This is a genomic window from Legionella jamestowniensis (assembly GCF_001467745.1).
Classification (GTDB): Bacteria; Pseudomonadota; Gammaproteobacteria; order Legionellales; family Legionellaceae; genus Tatlockia; species Tatlockia jamestowniensis.
Genome location: NZ_LNYG01000013.1, coordinates 487635 through 508894, shown reverse-complemented (window position 1 = coordinate 508894; position 21260 = coordinate 487635). Strand labels below are relative to the sequence as shown.

The following is a 21260-nucleotide window of genomic DNA, read 5'->3' as shown; positions in this document are numbered from 1 at the left end:
AGTCCTACATCGTTACACACTCTGACGGTGATTCCGTAACTTCTGATTTTACGGGGATCTCCAGTTTAATGTCTGCTACATCTTCTATTTTTCTGTCTTCATTAAATTCTAACGAAGATTTTTGTAATGAATAATAGTATTCCTTTGGGCTATTTTTATTTTTCTTATGATAGGCTGCAGCCGAGAAATCACCTATTTCTTCTAACAGACTGGCTGCAAAAAACTTTCCACTCACGGTAAATCCCGATTCCTCAACGAATGCAATAACATGTTGAGGTGCCAAAGAAAAGCGGTAAGTCTCTTTTGAACGCTCCAAAGAAGCTTCCGCAATTTTTGAGGGTTTTATTACTCCTGAGCGAAAGCTCAATAATAACTCGTCATTCTCTTTGAGTATTTTCGCTATAGATTTTAGTAATTCTTTATTTTCGTCTTGGCTAAGATACATGGTTAAACCTTCACCTATAACGAAGGTTCTTTTTTGTTTAAACCCATGGGATTCTAAAGTATCCAGTAAATTGTTCTCACTTAAATCACATTCAATGTACCGTAGATTTTCGCCTAGTAAGATTGTGCCATCGGAAAGTTCGGTGATATTCTTACCCCCTAGGTTGAGGTCTTCTGGAAGTGTCTTCAATGCTTTTATTTTATGTTCGCGTGTTGGTCCACGGTCCAACTCATAAATACTAATATCGGGATGTGTCAGAGAAGTAACTAACGCACGGATATCATAACCCCCACCAAGAAAAATAATTTGCTCTATGCCTGATTTAATCGCACTTTCAATTTTATTCTTTATCATCAGCTTTCGTAGCATGATAATATGATCATAGCCAGGAACGACGACTGCATTAAAAAATGATTGCTGAATGGAGTAAGGCATACGAGACAAACCCTCAGACAAAATCCAATTGAAGCCATAAAGTGACTGTTTTCCAATATTAACGAAATGCCTGATTAATTCTAATTCTTGCTTACTGAATAAATAAAGATATCCAGTATCAAGCGAACGCACGAACGCCATTGCTACCGATAACGCTGTCACGCTTGGTTTGATATCATTTGGAGCTTGTTCATGTTTGCTTAGCATAATCTTCCTTGCTTACTTCTACGTGTTGCTAGTTTTTATTGCGTTTAAAAATTGATTAAATCCTATTTACCAATAGTAAATATGTCAAATCATTAATAAAAATAGGTTTGCTAAACCTTCATCGCATCGCTGCCATTGGATTTATATTCAAATTTTACCTTTTTTCCAATAAAATGTTGTTTATTTGAAATTAAATTGTATGAATGGTTTTGAAAAACATTGGTCTCGCGTGGAATACCTTCACGAACACGTAAAAAATCCCAATATTCACATTAAAGGTACACATAGTTATTACAGCAATGCCTGGACCGGAAGTTTTGAAGAAACGGTGGTGAGATATCTGTATGGGGATGAGTACAGTTTAAAACATTGGGAACCCCAGTGGGAAATTGATCAACTTTATATAGGTGATTACGTTTGCATCGCTGCGGAGGTGATTATCATGCTTGGAGGTAATCATAATCATCGGATGGATTGGTTCTGCCTATATCCATTTGCGGATAATTATGTCCAATCTTATCAAGGAAAAGGAAATACAATTATTAAAGATGGCGTTTGGCTTGGTATGCGCTCAGTGATTATGCCTGGCATTACAATCGGGGAAGGTGCAGTCATAGCGACTAATAGCGTGGTTACACAGGATGTTGAACCTTACAGTATTGTTGCTGGTAGCCCAGCTAAAATAATTAAAAAAAGATTTGCTGACAGTGTGATCGAACGTCTTCTAAAATTAGATATCTATTCATGGAATAGAGAGAAATTTAATGGCTTGAAGCAGTATATTTGTAATAATGAGATAGATGTCTTAGAAGAACAAAGTGCAAAGTATGATAGCTTAAGCATCCCCGTCTAATCCCTGTAACGATAATGATCATAGACTATATTTCTCTGCATGCTGAGGAGTAATTTTTTCTTGAATTAATTTGGCCACTTGAGTATGGGTTTTTATCTGCGCTAGTTCTTTGGAGGTAAAAGAAATTTTTGCAGAAGCAGGTTTTAGATTAGAGGTTTTCAGTAGCGTATGAAACTCTTGCAGGCTGTGAGGTTCAAATAAACCAAAGATATTGCGTTTGATAGCACATGTATCTCTAATCAGTGCAACGATGGCCTCTTGCTCTTGTTCATTAAGCGGATGTTTTTCTAGCCATCGTGAAATGGCCTTTAATTTTTCAACTTTAGTTTCTGTATTCAAGGTAAACCAGGAGGAGCGTGTTCCAGCCTTCTTCTCAATACTCTTTGCCAAGGTATCGACCATCACTTTAAGAGTAGTTGCGGCATTGGGAGTGGAGTTTAATTCTATTTCAACCTTAGTAGTAGTTTGAGGCGTGCTTTCCTGTGCGGTAGAAATATCCTCTACATCAGCAGTGTCTTTATCATGAACCCCTGCGGTGAGTTGATATTCATAAATCTCATTCATCGTTCTTTCACAAGCAATATATCCTTCGTTGGCAAGATAATTTAATGCTTTAGAACAAGAATCCTTAAGTTCATTTTTACCTAAATATTCGGCTGCGGAATGATACAAGGTTAGACTGGAAACAAGTTTTTGCGCATCAGTAACACCATTCATTAGTGTAGCTGGATGAATCTTTTTTTCTAATTGGTCATTAATCAATTTGACCATTGTAAGATAGCGTTCGAAAAGGATGGGATCGTTTAAATAATCACAGGCCTCCTTGAAATCTGCGATGCCGTATCTTTGAGCGGTATCACTTAGTCCAAGTGATTTAAGTTGGGGAAATATATACCAAATCCAATGACTTTGTTTTCTTCCGGATGCAATTTCATCATGAGCCTTCTGATAGTCGCTTTTTTGAGCATCATGAAAGCGTTGTAGGTTTGCCATTTTATCGTCACCAGTATTTTAGATTCATTGTCTTATCTACGTTTAATGAGCTTAGCATAGTATTGTTAATGCAATATTATGTAGTCCGATAGGCTAATTTCAAAACTATGTCATAGTCTCTTTATTTAGATGAAGTGTTTTGTTGGATTGAGGTGGGCTCCATATTTTCGTTATTTATTTCTTCTGATATCTTTTTGTGAAAACGTTCTAATTTGTTTTGGCTATTTGTATTTGAGAAAAATAATGTCTGTCCAGTCGTTTTGTAATGGACATAGTGAGCAACACCGAACGTAAGTCCCGCAATAAAATTGACAATCCCTTTTAGTATATATCGAGCCGTTTGTGATACGACACTTCTATCGTTACCTAAAATTTCTTTGCAGTAATCATCTTTTGCCAAATTAAGGTTTGTTATTAAAGTTTCTTTACTATTTAAATCTTTTGAACTTGTATTATGAAATGTTTCTAAGGCAGTAAAGCATTGGTGGAAATAGGATTTGGAATGTTTTATCGCATCTTCGTGTTTATGAGGAGTATTTTTTAGATGAGATAAAATGTCATTCACTGCTGTGTAAATTTTTTCCACGCTAGCACAAAATTTTTTATTTTCAATCATTAATTGTATTTGGGCTGGACTAAGTGGAGCCTCAGCCAAGTCTAATATTGCTAAAAGCGCATTATTTGATAACTGGTCATGATGATTAACTATTACCTTTCTAATCAAATCGTTGTTGGACAATAGAGTTAAATGTTTTGAAGTTAATTGTATATTTTTGCTATATAAAAGCTTCGTTATTTCAAAAAATTCTTTAGCATTTTTAACCTCATAGGTATCAATAATTTTTTGACGAAAGTTAAAATAGGAGTTGGCAATGTTATTAGAATATTGTCTTCCTTTTAATGCCTCACATTGTTTCATTATGTGATGTAAAGAAAATAATAATGGCAAATGATCTAATTCATTTAGGTTAGATAAGGAACTTAAGACATTATTTGCTAAGGCCGTGACGATAATTTGCTCCGATATTGAAAGTTTATCTGTATCCATAACATGAGTAACAAGCAATTTCAGAGCATTTTGGGGGTTAAAGTGATAGGCTAAAAATATTTGTGCCGCCTGAACCAAACAATCCAAATCATCAGACGCATCCGGACTCAGTCTTATTTGATCAAGAACTCGTGCTAATGCTGTACCAAAATGTCCAAAACTATCTCGGAATTCGATAACACCCCGTGAGGCTCTTCCCAATTCTTTTTGTGTGGATGTAACAAAATAAAGCTCATTAAGGTTGGAGAGCATGTCCTCATGTTTTACAACCGCTCTAGAAGCAAGTGACGTTTGAATTAAAATATTCCTTAAAAGAGCACCGTTGTTAAAATGTTGTTCTTTAATTTCTTCTAAGGTGTCGCCACAGATTGAACTAATATAGGCACCCACGCGGAGATCCAGATGATTTGCATAATCTTCCCTTGAGTTTGATTGCATCCCATTGATTAGATCACTGTCAAATTGTTCTTTTGAACAAATGGCAAACATTCGTCCATATTGAGCTTGATCAGTATGAATCATTCCGAATTTTTGATGACTTTCATGAACAATAAGAGATAATTTCCCTTCATTAATCAATGTTCGTACTTCCGGATCGAGATGCATATTTTTATAAAGCGCTGTTGTAGCATCCACGATTAAGGTGACCGGTTTTTGTCTTTGTTTAGCAATAATATTTCGTTTTATGAATTTATTAATATCGACACCAGGTGTTAAACCTTCTGGATTAACGATTGGTCCAGCTGATAACACAAAAATATCGGCATCGGAGTTATGGGTTGTTTTAGTAATGTAGTCAAACTCAAAATAACTCGGTTTGAACACTTTAACTAGAGGTGGTTTTCCTGAAGCTGTGTTCATTTGCAATGCCAGCTTCATAGCAAGCATGTACGCATTGGTACCAGACATTGCGGGACATGCCATGAAGGTAGCATTTTCCAGGTTAGCGCTATCTAAAGCTAATGAATTGTCAAGCGTGTACTGGGCCTCATTTAAAAATTTATCAAAGCCATGTTCTAAATCTTCTGTTTTCGTTTGCTCTAAAAGGGAAAGACTAATTTCGTGGATAGTTGCATATACGGAAAAAGCAAATTTGGGATAATCATATTCATAAAAAGTATTTGCCATGTCTACCATACAGGCAATACGTTGTATTGCTGCTGGCTTTATATTGTTAGGCAAATCTTTTAAAATTTTTTGTAAACATATTGCTAATTTTTGTGTGGGGTGATGATTATTTTTAGCAATGGAAGATAATTTACGGTAGATAGTACTGTCAATTAATTCTTTAAATGTTCTGGGTAAGTTAACATCGAGCTTAATTTCGCTTTCCACTACAACGCTGTCTTTATTTTTAATATTTATTGCTATCTCCCATGGAGATGCAATAAGGCCTGCAGCTCTGAGTACACGAATTTGGCTATTATTAAAGTGGTTCTTTGGTAAAGCGACAAGGCCGACTGAATGCTCTTTATCCTGAATGATTTTTACAGGTGTACCAGGGAAAAAATTATGGTATATCTCCAGAATAGGTGTATTTTGTAACAGAGTGACCGGAATAAATGTGTACTTGTCTTTATCTTCTGAGGAGATGTTAAATTCTAGTAGCAATTGATCGAGCAGATCACCGGCAAGATTATCATCACGATGATAAAATGCTTTTTTATGGATGTATGGATTATTTATTCGATGTTTAGAAGTTGGATTAAGTTCTGCAACATGTCTGCCAAACATAATACTTGAAAGTAGGCGTTGTTCATCACCAGGCTCAATTAGGGAAAGATAAGTAAAATAGGGATTTTTTACAAACGCTTGCTTTACTTTTCTTTTACGCCATATTCGTTGAATAGTCGTTGCAGCACGTTCTCTTCTAGATTCATCATGTTCTTTTCGTGATTTTTCACTGCTACCAGTATTAATTTGTTCGCTATTTTTAGGCCGATTTAACTTGGCCACATATTCTTCCATGTAGCTATTTAAATCTTTTAAAGCATTATTGGCCTGAATTAACTTCATAGCTAATCTAAAGCAGAGTGTTATAGATAGAGTTTAATCAATTAATATTAAGTGAGTATTAAATGGGCAAATTGGGGGTAATAACGTCTTTACACAGGGCGAAAATTTTTATGCCGTTGTTGCGAACGGAGTGAGGCTCTCCAGGACAGATTTTTGTTCAAGAGAGCGTTACTGGATTGCTTCGCTGACGCTCGCAAAGACGAGATTTCAATTGTTGAACACTAATAAAATATACATCCCCTGCTTAATCAAAAGATTTAAAAATAGCATTATTTAATGGATAAAAAAAATCCCGGCAAACACCGGGATCCAGTTGAGGAGATGATTTTAATCGCGGCCTGAAAAAGCACTTAACAGATTAAGTAAACTAACAAATAAATTGTAAATGGAAACAAACAAGGTAACGGTTGCTGATATATAGTTAGTTTCGCCACCATGAATAATTTCACTGGTTTGGAATAAAATTAAACCAGAAGAAATTAATACAAAAGCTGCTGAAATAACCAGTTGCAGTGCTGGGATTTGAAAGAAAATGCCTGCGATCATGGCCAACAGAGCTACCATAACGCCAACAAAAAGGAAGCCTCCCAGATAACTGAAATCTTTTCTTGTTGTTAAGGCGTATCCAGATAAAGCAAAGAATATGATGCCTGTACCACCAAGGGCGGTACCAATAAGTTGATGGCCGTTTGAAAAGTTGGCCACGTAGAAGTTAAGAATAGGACCTAAGGTATATCCAAGAAAGCCGGTAAAGGCAAACACGGCTACTAACCCTAATGCACTATTTTTTAAGGCATGTGTTAAAAACATTAAACCATAAACGCCGACAATCATTAACAGAGGATTTAGTGGTTTAGCATTAAGGGCAAAGGCTGTATAAGCTGCCAAAGCACTAAATATAAAAGTCATCCCAAGTAATAAATAGGTGTTGCGCAGGACTTTATTCGTCGCAAGCACCGCTTCACTGCGTTGACTTAATAAGGTAACGTCATTTCTGTTCATGCAAATAGCTCCAATGGTTTATATTGCTAGTTTAGCATATGTATAGGCGAGTTGCCGCCTTTTCAAGTCTATAGTGATGTGAAATAACTGGCAAGGTTCTTCCTGTTAATTGCTGAATTGGAACATGAAAATAATTATCTTGTTGTTTACCATTGAAACCATGCAAATTAATCGCTGATAATGAGGTTAATTTCGTAATTTGGGATCTAGCATGTCAAAAATTGCCGCTGTTCAAATGACTTCATCGGCTTCTGTCGATCACAATTTAAAGCAAATAAAGGAATTTTTTAATAAGGCCAAAGATGAGCAAGTCGAGTTACTAGTTTTGCCAGAAAACTTTGCCTTCATGGGTCGAAACGAAATCGATAAATTACAAAAGGCCGAACGATATGGTTCAGGAGAAATTCAAGAATACATGAGTCGTTGGGCTAAAGAATATGGTTTATGGGTGATTGCGGGTACAATCCCACTAAAAGGACTTAAAGAAAGGGCAAGATCCAGTTGCCTGGTGTTTGATGATAAAGGGCTGTGTGCAGCTCGCTATGATAAAATTCATCTGTTTGATGTTCGCGTCTCTGAGCAAGAAGCACATCAAGAATCATCTACAATTGAAAGAGGGGATGAACTTGTTGTGGTGGATACACCACTAGGACGTGTAGGTTTGTCGGTTTGCTATGATTTGCGTTTTCCAGAATTATATCGACAATTAGTATTAAGAGGCGCTGAATTATTCAGTATTCCATCAGCATTTACGGCAGTTACCGGTGCTGCGCATTGGGAAACGCTACTAAGGGCGCGGGCGATTGAAAATTTATGTTATGTAATCGCCCCTAATCAGGGTGGTGAGCATGAAAACGGACGCCAAACCTATGGACACAGTATGATTATTGAACCATGGGGAAAGATATTGGCGGAAAAGAAAACAGGTACAGGAATGGTAACCGCAGAGATTGATCTGCAACGCCTAGAACAATTAAGACGACAATTCCCCTGTAATGAACACCATGTTCTTGGGCATTAATTGATGAATTAACGATTTAATATAAAAGGTAAAATTATGACTCAGGCATTAGCACTTGCTAAAGATTTATTGTTAAAACCAGCCTCTTTAGACGAATCGGCACTCGATAAATTGATTCGCTCTATGATGAGCCACCACGTTGATGATGCCGATCTTTATTTTCAAAGCACTAGCTATGAATCGTGGTATTTAGAGGACTCTGAAGTAAAGAGTGGTAGTTACTCGATTGACCGTGGTGTGGGTGTTCGTGCAGTGAGCGGGGATAAAACAGGATATGCTTATTGTGATGATATTTTGTTGCCTGCAATGGAACGTGCAGCAGATGCAGCACGCTCGATTGCTTTTACAAGCTCGAAACAGGCTCAGGTGATTCATATTAGTGATAAACCCGTTGCTCGCTATGCCCCGCTTAATCCTATTGAAGGAATGACTAAGCAGGAAAAAATAATCTTATTAGAAGCGATTGATAAAGAGGCAAGACGAATTGATCCGAGGGTAATTCAAGTGAATGCTTCTTTAAGTGGTTGCTATGAAGTCGTTATGGTTGTTGGTCTTAATGGTCAAATGACTGCTGATATCAGACCCTTGGTAAGCATTCACGTCAGTGTAATTGTTGAAGATAAGAACGGACGTAGAGAATCTGCCCGTTCTGGAGGCGGTGGACGGGTCGCCTACTCATATTTTCTGGAGAAGGAACGTGCGTTAGAGTATGCCCGGGAGGCAGTTCGTGAAGCCCTAATTAATCTTGAGGCTGAAGAAGCTCCTGCAGGGACTATGCCTGTTGTTCTAGGTCCTGGGTGGCCTGGTGTGTTGCTTCATGAAGCCGTAGGCCATGGGTTGGAGGGTGATTTTAACCGCAAAGGACTTTCAGCTTTTTCAGGGCGTATGGGCCAACAAGTTGCTGCAAAGGGGGTTACAGTCGTTGATGATGGCACTTTAAAAGATAGACGAGGTTCTTTGACAATTGATGACGAAGGGACACCTGCTCAATATACAACACTGATAGAAGACGGTGTTTTAGTCAATTACATGCAGGATAAATTAAATGCCAAATTAATGGGTATGAAACCAACCGGTAATTGTCGACGTGAATCTTACGCACATCTGCCAATGCCCCGCATGACCAATACTTATATGTTAGCGGGCACCTATTCTCCCGAGGAAATTATTCGCTCCGTGCAACGCGGGTTATACGCGGTTAACTTTGGGGGTGGCCAGGTTGATATCACCTCTGGGCAATTTGTGTTCTCTGCCAGCGAAGCCTATCTTATTGAGGATGGCAAAGTAACTAAACCGGTTAAAGGGGCTACGCTTATAGGCAATGGGCCAGAAGTAATGAGAAAAATAAGTATGATTGGAAATGATTTATCATTAGACGCTGGTATTGGTGTATGCGGCAAAGATGGCCAATCTGTACCCGTAGGTGTTGGCCAGCCTACATTGAAAATTGATGCGCTAACTATTGGTGGAACCCGTTAAGCTATTATTCGGGTTCTTTCCATCGCTTTACCACATCGATATCTATATCGAACAAATCTAATGTGCGCCCAATGCTGTGTGTGACGATGTCGTCTACAGACTGTGGATGATTATAAAAGGCAGGAACAGGTGGAGCCACAATGGCTCCCATTTCTGTTACTTTTTTCATGTTTTCAATATGTCCTAAATGCAGAGGTGTTTCTCGCACCAATAATACCAATCGTCGGCGTTCTTTTAGCACGACATCGGCTGCCCTGGTGAGAAGGTTTGAGGTAGTACCACAAGCAATACTCGCCAAAGTGCGCATCGAACAAGGGGCAATTATCATTCCCGTGGTTTTAAATGAACCGCTGGCAAGGGGGGCGGCAATGTCGTTAATCGAATAAGAAGCAGTAGCTAATGCGGACAATTGATTGGCAGATAACGTTGTTTCAAAAGCGCGAGTTTGTTGAGCAGCTTTAGAGACAATAAGATGGGTTTCATAGTCGGTTTTTGCTAATAGTTCGAGCAAACGTATCCCGTAGATAATGCCAGATGCTCCTGAAATGCCAATAATCATGCGCTTTTTATTCATACGTTGAATGCCTTGTTACTACGACTATCACTATATCTATTATACTCGAGTCGTTTAATAAATGATTTAAAAGAAATAGAATGGGCAAATGTATCAAGAGCTAGGTTATCCACGCCATCTCATCTACAGAGTCAAACTGGTTTTGCGCATAAGCGTGGATGTAGATATTATAAAATAACGACACTATGGTAAAGAGAGATTAACGCATAAAGCGCGAGAGGAAATAGCTTTATCAAGGTTTTATTAATTTTCATTATTGCCGTCCTTTCTAAGTGCTGTGTTTTCTTCTATTCAAAAATTGTGCCTGTTTCTGAAAAACAGGAAGCGATAAGTTCTAGCAAATAAGTTGGCATAACAAGTGCTAATAAAACGGTTAGAGTATTAATACCTGGATAATCAATAAATGCTTCTCTTGATTAAAGACTTATCAATTCAGTTATCATAATGGAATGAGGATACGAGCCATGACAAAGCAGCCAAAATCTCTCAATCAAATTCTGCTGGAAAACGAAAAACAGTTTGCTGACAAAGTCTATTTAAAGCAGCCTCGTGATGGAAAATGGCATGAATTTACCTGGCAAATGGTCATGCGCCAAGCAAAGCAAGTAGCGAAAATGCTCCAGGAGCTTGGCCTTAAGAAAGGGGATCGTGTCGCAATTTTTTCAAAAAATTGTGCTGAGTGGTTCATTACTGACTTTGGAATTAGCTTGGCAGGAATGGTGAATGTTCCACTATTTGCCAACCAACATGAGGACAGTATCAGTTATGTACTGGAACATGCTGAAATTAAATTAGTCTTTGTTGGGAAACTTGATGACCATCAGCGAGTTCGTGGTTATATACCTGATGAGCTTTTAACAGTCAGTTTTGATTATCATGAAAACTTAAGCTGTTCCTATCGTTGGGATGACGTTTTAAAAAAACAGCCTGCCGAAGATATTATTTCAGAGCCTTCATCCGAAGATTTATATACTATCATTTATTCCTCCGGTACCTCAGGGCAACCCAAAGGTGCTGTCTACACCCATGGAACTATTGCTAATTATCTTGAATTGTTTCCTAAGGATATAAAGCGAATACGAGAGGTTCAACACTATCATCTTATGTCTTATCTACCACTGGCCCATGTCTATGAACGTTCCGCTATCCAATTAGGTAGTGTTGTCATCCCTTGCGATGTTTCATTTGTGGAAAGCTTGGATAAATTCGTAGAGAATTTACAAGAAGCCCAACCTACGTTCTTCACTGCTGTACCACGTATTTGGGGAGTATTCCAGCAAAAAATAGAACAAAAACTTCCACCGCAGAAACTAAATCTGCTGCTTAAACTCCCTTTCATTTCGACTTTGATCAAGAAGAAAATCAGGCATCATCTGGGTTTGGGGCGTTGTACCAATTGTTTCTCAGGTGCTTCACACTTACCCGTCTCTATTCTTGAATTTTTTGATAATCTGGACATAAAAATTCAGGAAGGTTATGGGCAAACGGAAAATTTGGCCTATGCCACCTTTTCTTTGCTGGGTCAGCGACGCCCAGGCTATGTTGGCACCCCAAGACTTAAAGTTGAACTAAAAATTGGTGAGGAAAGTGAGTTAATGATTAAGTCGCCTTGCTTGATGAAAGAATATTATAAAGATGAAGATGCAACGAATGCTGCGTTAACTGATGATGGATGGCTGCATACAGGGGATGTTGCTGAGCTGGATGAGAATAAAAATGTTAAAATCATAGGACGCCTTTCTGAGAATTTTAAAAATCAAAAGGGGGAGTTTATAGTACCAGCCCCCATTGAAAAACGATTTGGTACAAATCCGGCAATTGAACAATTGTGTATGGTGGGTCGGGAGTTACCTAATAACGTTTTGATTGTTACCCTCAGCGAATCAGGCCGTAGTCAAAATAAAGAAAGCACCAAGCAAGCCTTGCAAGAAAATTTGCGTAAGATAAATAGTGAATTGGCGAACTATGAAAAGATTAGTCATATCATAGTAGTAAGTGATGCATGGACTCCCGAAAATGGCGTTTTAACACCCACATTAAAGGTTAAGCGACGGGTTGTCGAGGCGAATTATCGGGATTTAATTAAAGAAGCTATCACACAACCCAATTCTGTGGTGTGGGCTTAAAAAGACTGCATTGTCGCAGTCTTTTTAAGGAACTGATAATTTATTGGGATTTATATTGCTCAGCGTATTTATTCGCTAAATCTTTGGCTTGTTGTAATTGCTCAGATGTTAATGTTTTTTCGAGTTCATCGCGCGCTTTACCTGAATCTGCAAAGCCATTAATGACGGCTGCGCTAAACCAGGCATAAGCTTCCACAGGATTTGCAGTTACACCAAGACCATCTCTATAAAAAACGCCCATTTTGTTTTGCGCCCGTCCATAACCTTGTTCTGCTGATTTACGGATCCAGCTTACCGCCTGTTCCAAATTTTTGGTAACGCCATCCCCATATAAATACATATCACCTATATTAAATTGGGCATTGGCATTTCCTTGATCAGCACTCTTTTGGTACCAATAGGCTGCTTTCTGCAAATCTGCATTGCCTGCTTTACCCGTGTCGTAGAAGTAACCTACTTCGAGCTGTGATTTTGCATGCCCTTTGTCAGCTGCCTTTTCAAAATATTCAAAAGCTTTGGGCTCATCTTTCGCAACCCCTTCGCCATATTTATGTAAAAGGCCAAGATTATATAATGCGCCTGGGTTACCTAAATCCGCGGCTTTCCTATACCATTTAATGGCTTCATCCAAATCTTTAGGAACACCTGTTCCTGTGTCATACATAAAACCAATGGATAAGGCTGCTTCGGAATTTCCTTGCTCTGCTGCTTTTTTATACCAGGACATGGCAGTTTCATAATTTTGAGGCACGCCAGTAGCGTGATCATACATATAGCCTAAGGCATACTGTGCATCAGCATTATTTTGAGCGGCAGCTTTTTCATACCATTGCAGGGCTTTGTTGTAGCCGTCTGGTGTTTCTTGATACCAATAAAAGCCTGCTAATAATACTTGCGCATCAACGTTGCCCTGGTTCGCTGCTGCTAGTAACAATTGCTCGGTCTTGTCAGGATTATAAGTGACTCCCTGACCATAATAGTACATGCGACCTAAGAGGTATTGCGCTTTGGGATCGCCTTTTTCTGCTTCATCGGAAAGGAGAATAAATGCTTTTTCGTAGCGTTTCTCATTATAGGCTGCTTCGCCTTCTTGAGTGCTGGCATATACTGAGTTTAGTAATAGGGTACTGATTGCAACGGATAAAATAGTTTTTTTCATGTCCATGGTAAAAACCTTATACTAATTGTCCTCGTTTATAGTATATATCCAACTTAGATTTTTGCGCGTGCAAAATTGAAGGTATTCATACACTTAAGTGAGCACTGTTATAAAATCGCTTAGGTAAAATTATTCCCTAATTTTCATCAGGATAACAGTATTTTAATAAAATTTTCTAATTCCTGGATAGGGCATTTACTATCCTCAGGTAACCTAGTTCTTTGGGGGAAAACATCGAAAAAAAATACAGGAGAGGTGTAGGCCACATTTAGAAGATCAACTATGTCTAAAAATATTTTTTAGACATAGTTGATCTTTTGCAAACAAAACTCGATCCTTCTATAAGTGATCCTTCACTTTGTTAAGCTTAGTTTGTAGGTCGGTTTAATATTTTTTTAGCTTCATCGACAGCCGCTTCATCAAACTCTGTTGAGTTTTCTTGTTTTTGATCCTTAAACAAAGACGCTATTTTAAGCAGCGAAGAGACATTTTGAATTTTGTCTTTGGAGGCACGTATTGCTATTAGTTGATTAGGATTAGCGGCATTCGCGTATAAATCTGCTTTGGTAATACCCACATATTCAGTGGTGTAACCGACATTTTTCGTTATAGCCGTATAACTATTATCATCCCGGCCTTTGGCTTGTCTTCTTAATATTTTCGCCTGTTGCAAATCAGCGACAGTGGTTACTAGCGTCTCGGTATTTCGATGGTTGAGGGCATCATAAATACTTTCGCCAAAATGAGGGATACCTTCGGCCACAGGGGGAATAATAATTTTAACGGGGATATCTATTAAACTTTTAATAATGTTTAATGCAATGCCAACGGATCCAAATGCAAAACCTGCAACACCTTTTAGGAGTAGACGTGTTAAGCCTAATAAAGAACTAGTATTGCTAACTGTATAATCTGAGCCAATTTCAAGTAGGCGATTCACTGAAAGATGAAGAAAGTGCAGTGTATCCAAGGCTATATTCGCAGGATTTAACAAGTTAGCAATAATATTGCTAACAATATTATCCCGAAAGTGAATTTTTCCTTCTTGCAGTTTTAAAAAAATATTCACGATAGGCGCACCTAAAAATAAATGCTTAAGAGGGATTTTGTGATTTAAAGAATAGGATATGCCTGGACTTTTAAATTCAAAGGAAGCCCTAGCCAAGGTTTCATAAAAAATCATTGCCGGATTAATATAGGAAACAGTGCCTGCCCTGACCAAATTTTGAAAAGCAGAGAAATTCAAATGTACATGTTTTACCCAATCTTTTGGCTCTCCGTTAAATTTATCTCTGAGGATAGTAAACTGCGCTTCTAATTCCTTAGAAAATTGCTGGCTTGCATGATAGGCATTTGTACCTGGAATGAACCGTAATAAACTACCTAATCCTAAGTATTGTTTACTACACAAGTTATACAGGTTATACAAATTTTCTAACTTTTTGCTGTCAATGCTACCTTCATAATACCTTGAATAGGCAGAAGCAAAAATTTTAAATCGGGAATACATTACATTCGGTAAAATATAGGAAGCCATTGCATCTGCCCTGCATGTTCAAATAATGAACATTATGCCATAAATGCATGCCAAAAAACAATACCTATACAATAAAAAATCACCAATCCATTTCTTTATTAGCCAGTTTAACAAGTAATGATTGAATTTCATGGATGCGCTCAGCAGCCACGGTACTATCCAGCGTAAATTTTAATCGGGTAGGCCCATCCAGTTGATAGCGTTTTGCATGAACCTGTATAAGATTGATTAATACGCCTGGATCAATTTGAGGTTCTTCACCGAATTCAAGTTTTCCTTGCTGCTGAAAGGCATTAATTTTCTTGATTCCAAGCTTTGTTGCCAATAATTTAAGGTCGGTAACCAATAATAAATTTTTTGCAGGTTGTGGTAGTAAACCAAATCGGTCAATCATTTCTACCTGCAAATCTCGTAATTGCTGCTTACTTTTAGCATTGGCAATGCGCTTATACATGATTAAACGCGTATGAATGTCCGCAATATAATCTTCAGGGAGAATGGCACTGATGCGTAAATCAATTTCAGGCCCTTGTTGCATGGGAGTATCCAATTCTGGAGTTTTACCGGCTTTTAAATCATTTACCGCTTTATCAAGCATTTCCATAAACAAGGTAAAGCCAATAGCTTGCATGTTACCACTTTGATCTTCTCCCAATAATTCACCTGCACCTCGAATTTCCAGATCATGAGTGGCCAAGGTAAAGCCAGCGCCTAAATCCTCCAAAGAGACAATAGCTTCAAGGCGTTTAACCGCATCGGGAGTTAATAATTTTTCGTTCGGGGTTAATAGATAAGCATAAGCTTGATGGTGAGAGCGCCCTACGCGACCACGTAACTGATGGAGCTGAGCCAGGCCAAATTTATCGGCTCTATCAATAATAATGGTGTTTGCGGTAGGTATATCAATCCCTGTTTCGATAATGGTCGTGCAAACAAGCACATTAAAGCGATGATGATAAAAATCAGACATAATACGTTCTAGTTCGCGCTCTCGCATTTGCCCGTGGGCCCCGCGAATTTTTGCTTCTGGGACTAAGGCCTGTAACTCCTGACAGACCCGCTCCAGCGTTTGTACATTGTTATGAAGGAAATAAACCTGCCCACCCCGTAAAATTTCACGGAGTATTGCTTCACGTAGAATATAATCGTTTTTTTCTTGCCAGAAGGTTTTGATTGCCAGCCTTTTCGCCGGTGGCGTGGCAATTAAGGAAATATCACGAATGCCTGCCATTGCCATGTTCAATGTTCTGGGGATAGGCGTTGCGGTCATTGACAGGATATCGATATGGGTCCGTAATGATTTAATATGTTCTTTTTGCTTAACTCCAAAGCGATGTTCTTCATCAATAATAAGCAAGCCCAGATTTTTAAAATCAATGGTGTGAGAAAATAATTTGTGCGTACCTATCACAATGTCAGTCTGGCCATTTTTTAATGACTCGATGACTTTTTCTGTTTCTCTACCACTGCGAAAACGAGAGAGTAATTCTATCGTTACCGGAAAATCAGCGAAACGATCACGAAAGGTTTCAAAGTGCTGGGCTGCTAGCAAGGTGGTAGGGACAAGCACGCAAACTTGCTTCCCATTTTGTACGGCAATAAACGCAGCGCGCATGGCTACTTCTGTTTTACCAAAGCCAACATCCCCGCATATAAGCCTGTCCATAGGACGAGAAGATTCCATATCATGAATAATTTGTTCAATTGCCTGTAACTGATCAGGGGTTTCAGCAAAAGGAAAACCACTGACGAATCGCTGATAATCACTTTGCGGAAATTGATAAACGTGACCGGGTTTCGCTTCACGTTTCGCATAAACTTCTAATAACTGAATAGCGACATCGTGAATTTTTTCTGCAGCCTTCTTTTTCTCTTTCTGCCATTGATCAGTGCCCAATTTATGAAGAGGTGCATGTTCACTATCCATGCCAGTATAACGGCTGATAAAATGCAAAGAAGTCACGGGCACATAGATTTTATCGTCACCTGCGTAGGCTAAAACCAGAAATTCATTCAATGTACCATTGCTATCTAACGTTTGCAGCCCTTTATAACGGCCGACACCAAATTGCAAATGCACGACCGGTGTATCAACCCGAAGCTCTGCCAAATCACGAATAATTAAATCCGGGTCAACCGTTTTTTGAGTGCTTCGTCGCTGGGGTACTGCCTGCTCACCAAATAATTGTGCCTCAACGATAATGGCAATATGTTGGTCGGTTAATTCAGTCCCAAAAATTAACGGTCCGGTGGTTATAGTGATAGGCGCATTATCATTAAGAAACGCTTGCCAGGAAGATTGTACCTTGGGGATGATTGAAGTTTCCTTCAGCAAGTCCAACAACACTTCGCGTCGTCCTGCACTTTCAACGACAAGGAGGAAGCGCTTGCCTTCATTGGCAAGATAGTCACCTAATTTTGCAAGCGGTTTCTCTGCTTGACGTTCGATAGGTAAAGAAGGGGGTTTGGCGATGTTAAAATTAAATACCACGCCTTTTTTATCAACAGGTTTATGGTAATAACGTATCTGTTGATATTGATTTGCGCAGGTTAACAGTTCTGTTGGGGTAAGAAAACAGCTTGCTGGTTTAAGAATCGGACGGGTAATATCATAACTTCGCTGCTCATAACGCGTTTCTACTTCATGCCAAAATTGTTCTGCATGGTCAGACGTATCTTCGATAAGACAGATGCTTGCTTCTTGGGGTAAATAGTCAAAAAAAGTGGCGGTTTGTTCGAAAAACAAAGGCAAATAATACTCGATTCCAGATGGATACTGTGCATCACTGACTGCTTCATAAACAGGGCATTGACTGGGATTGCCAGAAAATTGTTCTCTAAAGGCCCGCCGGAATAGGGTGATACTTTGTTCATTGAGCGGAAATTCGCGTGCTGGCAATAGTTCAATATCACTAATTTTAGTAATAGTACGTTGTGTTTCGGTATCGAACAGACGGAGGCTATCAATCACATCGTCAAATAACTCAATGCGAAAAGGAGTTGTACTACCCATGGGGTAAACGTCAATAATTGCCCCCCGAATAGCAAATTCTCCATGTTCCAATACCTTATTAACACAATGATAACCTGCTTCCTGGAGTTGGTGGCGAAAAAGCTCTAAATTCAGGGTCTGTCCTTCCTTCAATACCAGCGCATGATGATGCAAAAATTGCGGGGGGCATAGGCGATGCATGAGCGTATTGACAGAGCTTATAACAATGGCATTAGAAACTTGTTGTAAACGGCTTAGGCAAGCCAAACGTTCAGAAATAATATCCTGGTGGGGGGAGAATTGATCATAAGGCAGTGTTTCCCAATCGGGGAAAAATAATAATTCAGGCGCGTTTTCTGGATTTAGAAAAAAAGCTAATTCGTCTAATAATTGTCCTGCACTTAAATTATCAGGGGCAACTAAAAGCGTAATCCCTGTTTTTTGTTGACAGAATTCAGCAATAGCCAAGGGAAGACTGCAGCCATATAATTGGCCCCAAGCTTGTTTCTTTTCGATCTTTGGAAGATCGAGTACGAAATTGACCATAGAAACGAATATACCTCTAAACATCAGGGGCAATAGTATACTATAGAGTGACTGAGATTTCTCCAAGAAAACACCAGTTATTAAAGACTAAGTAATTTTTTCTGTGATGTGTGTTTTCTTCAATGGCGATGAGGCTTTTATCTCTTGGTTGGTAATATCCGTTAATGTGATGATTTCATCAGGGATTAAAATACCTGGATTTACTAAACCATGCCATGTTTTTTCAATGCCTTTAAGCCAGTGGTTTCGCCACCATGGCCAGGCAGTGATGAAGTTAATTATATTTCTCATGGCGCCTGGGAACCTATTACTTTTAAATATTAAATTTAAATCAAATGATTACTCTATTCTAGTTGAGCAGAATTAAGATAAAATCCATAGCTCACCTAATTAGAACTATAAGAATTGGAGAAGAGCACTATGGCTACTAATACGGCTGACATATTAAAACTACTAAGTGATACAAGGTTCTTTAATACTTCAAGACAAACAAGTGTGGTCTTTTCTAATGGCTCGTCTATAACATTTAACGAAAATCGCTCCACTAATCTATTAGAAATCGATGGGCACCGATATTCTCTAGATGACCCTAATGCTGTAGTGAATATGCCACAGTCAACGCGGGAGACTTTCTGGAGCATTTGTTCTGATAAAGCAAAAGACTCTGAATTATATCGCAGCTATGCTCGCGCAATTTTAGTAAAAAATAATATTTCTTTAGATAGATTTAATTCAGAAAAAGTAAAATTAGCTATCATAAACAATGCTTCTGATTTTGCTAAATTAATATCTTCTTGTAAGCAGCACGGCCATGCAGATGCTTTACAAGACTTGCAAGATTGGGAAGAAGACCAATTGGTAACACTTGTAAAAAAAGCAAGTAACATTAAAGAATTAGTAAAAATTTTTAATCAATTAGGGTATAAATCGCCGCTTACTACTTTAAAAAATATAGAGCCCACTTATTTAAATACTTTATTAGAAAATGCTTATAATGCAGGTGAATGTTTAAAAGGATTAATAAAAATTGGTTATCAAGATGCCCTTCCATTACTACTTTCAATAGAAGCATCGAAATTAACAGATCTCCTTAATAATTATTATAATTCGTTAGAGGTTATAAAAGGCTTTGCGAAATTGGGGTATCAAAATGCATTTACTAAGTTTATAGCGCTTACCCCTGAGCAGAATAATGTGCTTGTGAACAATCATTATAATTGCTTTGAAGTAATGAAGTCTTTATTAAAGCTAGGTCATAGAGATCCATTTGTAACTTTCTTTTCTATAGATCCACAAAACCGTCAACTAATAATAGATAATCACTATAGTTCATTCGAACTTATTAATTTCTTCCAGAAAATAAAATTCTTAAATCCATTACAAACTTTTTTAGATTTAGATCCCACTACTCGTCATTTATACCTTGACAATACTTATGCTGCTAAAGAAATCATGCTGGCCTTATATAAACAAGGTAAGAATGACCCTCTTTCTTATTTAAAGAAATTAGGTAATGATGCCTTTATCACTATGGCCAATTCTCAATATGAATACACATCTCGGATTCAGCGTGGCGTAAATTTAGAACTTGAGTTTTTACCAGCTGTTTTAGTCAATAATGAATTTAGTCCAGCACTAAAATCTTTTATTAACATTTTAGACAAGCAGGAATCGAATACTTCTCTATTAGCAGCGCTTAATATTGATAATAAACAATTAGAACAATTTAGAGATTCCTATAATCATAAAATTGTTAACAAGCCCGTTAGATTAGACGGTGATTTATTTGATTTAGATACCTTAACTAACTTGAAAGTAGATAAAGAAGGTTATAGAACTAATCCTTTAACGCAAGAGAAATTCTTATTAAGTGATTTACAACCTGCTAAAGATGTTCAAAGAAAGCTAAGCGAAATAATTGAAAATGCTCAGGTAGAAAAAGCAAGAAATCAAAGCTCATTTACTCTTTAATTGAAATACAAATTGTAATTTAATTTTTTTTGCATGAGCTTCTTTTCAAAAGAGGCTCTAAATCCTTGGGTTATTTGTTTGAATGTTTTAAATTCACTGCTATTAAATAAAGCTACTTCTATTAATCGAACGATGGCAACCATTCGACATGTTGGGCAATGGCTTCATCATTATTTGAAAACATAAAAAATGATTTAACCTAATGAAATTATCTGTTAATTCGTCTATAATGATTATATCGAACGAAATAATCGAGTTTTTTATGGAATCATTATCAGCCAATGAAGCAAAGACCCATTTTGGCGATCTACTTCTTAAAGTACAGCGGGAACCCGTGCAAATTAATCGAAATGGTAAAGCTGTTGCCGTAGTATTATCTGTTGACGATTACCTAAATTTAGAGTCCCTCAAAATGCAATATTTGAAAATTCGTGTGGAACAGGCAAAAGAAGATATTGCTGCTGGTCGAATGATTGATGGGGATGTATTTTTCGATGATTTATTAAATGGAAAATTTGACTAATAATGCCCCCGTATCAATTTACAACTCAAGCACAACAAGATCTTATTCAAATTCGACGTTTTATCTTAGAGCATTGGGGATCAAAACAGTCATTGAGTTATCTGGAAGAGTTAAAAAAAACATTACAGCTGCTTTCAGAAATGCCATTGATGGGAAAAAACTGTTCTGATGATTTAAAAGATATTTATCGGTTTCTATATGGTAGTCATGCAATCTATTACATTACTATACCAGACTCAATACTAATCATTGCTATTCTTCATCAGAGTATGGTGCCAGAAAATCATCTTGGAAATCGATTATAAAAATTTCTATAAGTTAGAGTGGTTATCG

Annotated in this window: 16 protein-coding genes; 7 read left to right on the top strand and 9 right to left on the bottom strand. The window is 37.9% G+C overall.

The genetic code is table 11. From position 1 onward, the window contains the following. Positions 1-4 precede the first annotated feature (4 nt). The gene (locus Ljam_RS06650) at positions 5-1087 is read right to left on the bottom strand and encodes a class I SAM-dependent methyltransferase (RefSeq protein ID WP_058449338.1); all 1083 of its coding nucleotides are present in this window, start codon (positions 1085-1087) and stop codon (positions 5-7) included. Between the two features lie 199 nt (positions 1088-1286). Between Ljam_RS06650 and Ljam_RS06645 the strand changes: the two genes are divergently transcribed. Then, on the top strand, positions 1287-1940 hold the full coding sequence (locus Ljam_RS06645; protein WP_058449337.1) for a CatB-related O-acetyltransferase: 654 nt from the start codon (positions 1287-1289) through the stop codon (positions 1938-1940). Positions 1941-1958: 18 nt separating this feature from the next. Here the strand turns inward: Ljam_RS06645 and Ljam_RS06640 are convergent, their stop codons facing one another. From Ljam_RS06640 to Ljam_RS06630, 3 genes are all read right to left on the bottom strand, one after another. Beyond that, entirely contained in the window at positions 1959-2933 is a 975-nt protein-coding gene (locus Ljam_RS06640) for a DUF1810 domain-containing protein (RefSeq protein ID WP_058449336.1), read from the bottom strand. A gap of 121 nt (positions 2934-3054) precedes the next feature. Continuing rightward, on the bottom strand, positions 3055-5997 hold the full coding sequence (locus Ljam_RS06635; protein ID WP_058449335.1) for a hypothetical protein: 2943 nt from the start codon (positions 5995-5997) through the stop codon (positions 3055-3057). A gap of 327 nt (positions 5998-6324) precedes the next feature. Beyond that, the gene (locus Ljam_RS06630; RefSeq protein WP_058449334.1) at positions 6325-6999 is read right to left on the bottom strand and encodes a Bax inhibitor-1/YccA family protein; all 675 of its coding nucleotides are present in this window, start codon (positions 6997-6999) and stop codon (positions 6325-6327) included. 211 nt (positions 7000-7210) lie between these two features. Between Ljam_RS06630 and Ljam_RS06625 the strand changes: the two genes are divergently transcribed. Together Ljam_RS06625 and tldD are read left to right on the top strand one after the other, a co-directional pair. Beyond that, entirely contained in the window at positions 7211-8020 is an 810-nt protein-coding gene (locus Ljam_RS06625) for a carbon-nitrogen hydrolase family protein (protein ID WP_058449333.1), read from the top strand. A 36-nt stretch (positions 8021-8056) separates the two neighbouring features. Then, positions 8057-9499 (top strand): metalloprotease TldD, encoded by a 1443-nt coding sequence (gene tldD, locus Ljam_RS06620; RefSeq protein ID WP_058449332.1) that lies wholly within the window; start codon positions 8057-8059, stop codon positions 9497-9499. A 4-nt stretch (positions 9500-9503) separates the two neighbouring features. On the opposite strand, the gene Ljam_RS06615 is transcribed toward tldD, so the two are convergent. Then, positions 9504-10073: a UbiX family flavin prenyltransferase gene (locus tag Ljam_RS06615; protein WP_058449331.1), complete on the bottom strand. Its 570-nt coding sequence runs from the start codon at positions 10071-10073 to the stop codon at positions 9504-9506. A 464-nt stretch (positions 10074-10537) separates the two neighbouring features. Here Ljam_RS06615 and Ljam_RS06610 point away from each other — a divergent pair, with 464 nt between their 5' ends. After that, the gene (locus tag Ljam_RS06610; RefSeq protein WP_058449330.1) at positions 10538-12199 is read left to right on the top strand and encodes an AMP-binding protein; all 1662 of its coding nucleotides are present in this window, start codon (positions 10538-10540) and stop codon (positions 12197-12199) included. A gap of 40 nt (positions 12200-12239) precedes the next feature. On the opposite strand, the gene Ljam_RS06605 is transcribed toward Ljam_RS06610, so the two are convergent. The 4 genes from Ljam_RS06605 to Ljam_RS06590 form a co-directional block, all read right to left on the bottom strand. Then, positions 12240-13364 carry an SEL1-like repeat protein gene (locus Ljam_RS06605; RefSeq protein WP_058449329.1) on the bottom strand — a complete coding sequence of 375 codons (1125 nt, stop codon included), beginning with the start codon at positions 13362-13364 and terminating at the stop codon, positions 12240-12242. Between the two features lie 361 nt (positions 13365-13725). Then, entirely contained in the window at positions 13726-14895 is a 1170-nt protein-coding gene (locus Ljam_RS06600; protein ID WP_058449328.1) for a hypothetical protein, read from the bottom strand. A 79-nt stretch (positions 14896-14974) separates the two neighbouring features. After that, positions 14975-18433, bottom strand: coding sequence for a transcription-repair coupling factor (gene mfd, locus Ljam_RS06595; protein ID WP_058449327.1), 3459 nt, complete (start codon positions 18431-18433; stop codon positions 14975-14977). Positions 18434-18520: 87 nt separating this feature from the next. Then, positions 18521-18724: a hypothetical protein gene (locus Ljam_RS06590; protein ID WP_058449326.1), complete on the bottom strand. Its 204-nt coding sequence runs from the start codon at positions 18722-18724 to the stop codon at positions 18521-18523. Positions 18725-18853: 129 nt separating this feature from the next. Here Ljam_RS06590 and Ljam_RS06585 point away from each other — a divergent pair, with 129 nt between their 5' ends. From Ljam_RS06585 to Ljam_RS06575, 3 genes are all read left to right on the top strand, one after another. Then, positions 18854-20404 (top strand): hypothetical protein, encoded by a 1551-nt coding sequence (locus Ljam_RS06585; RefSeq protein ID WP_058449325.1) that lies wholly within the window; start codon positions 18854-18856, stop codon positions 20402-20404. Positions 20405-20666: 262 nt separating this feature from the next. Further along, a complete protein-coding gene (locus tag Ljam_RS06580; protein WP_058449324.1) occupies positions 20667-20927 on the top strand; it encodes a type II toxin-antitoxin system Phd/YefM family antitoxin in 261 nt (86 codons plus the stop codon). 2 nt (positions 20928-20929) lie between these two features. Beyond that, positions 20930-21232, top strand: a complete 303-nt coding sequence (locus tag Ljam_RS06575; protein WP_058449323.1) for a type II toxin-antitoxin system RelE/ParE family toxin — start codon at positions 20930-20932, stop codon at positions 21230-21232. The last annotated feature ends 28 nt before the right edge of the window (positions 21233-21260 follow it).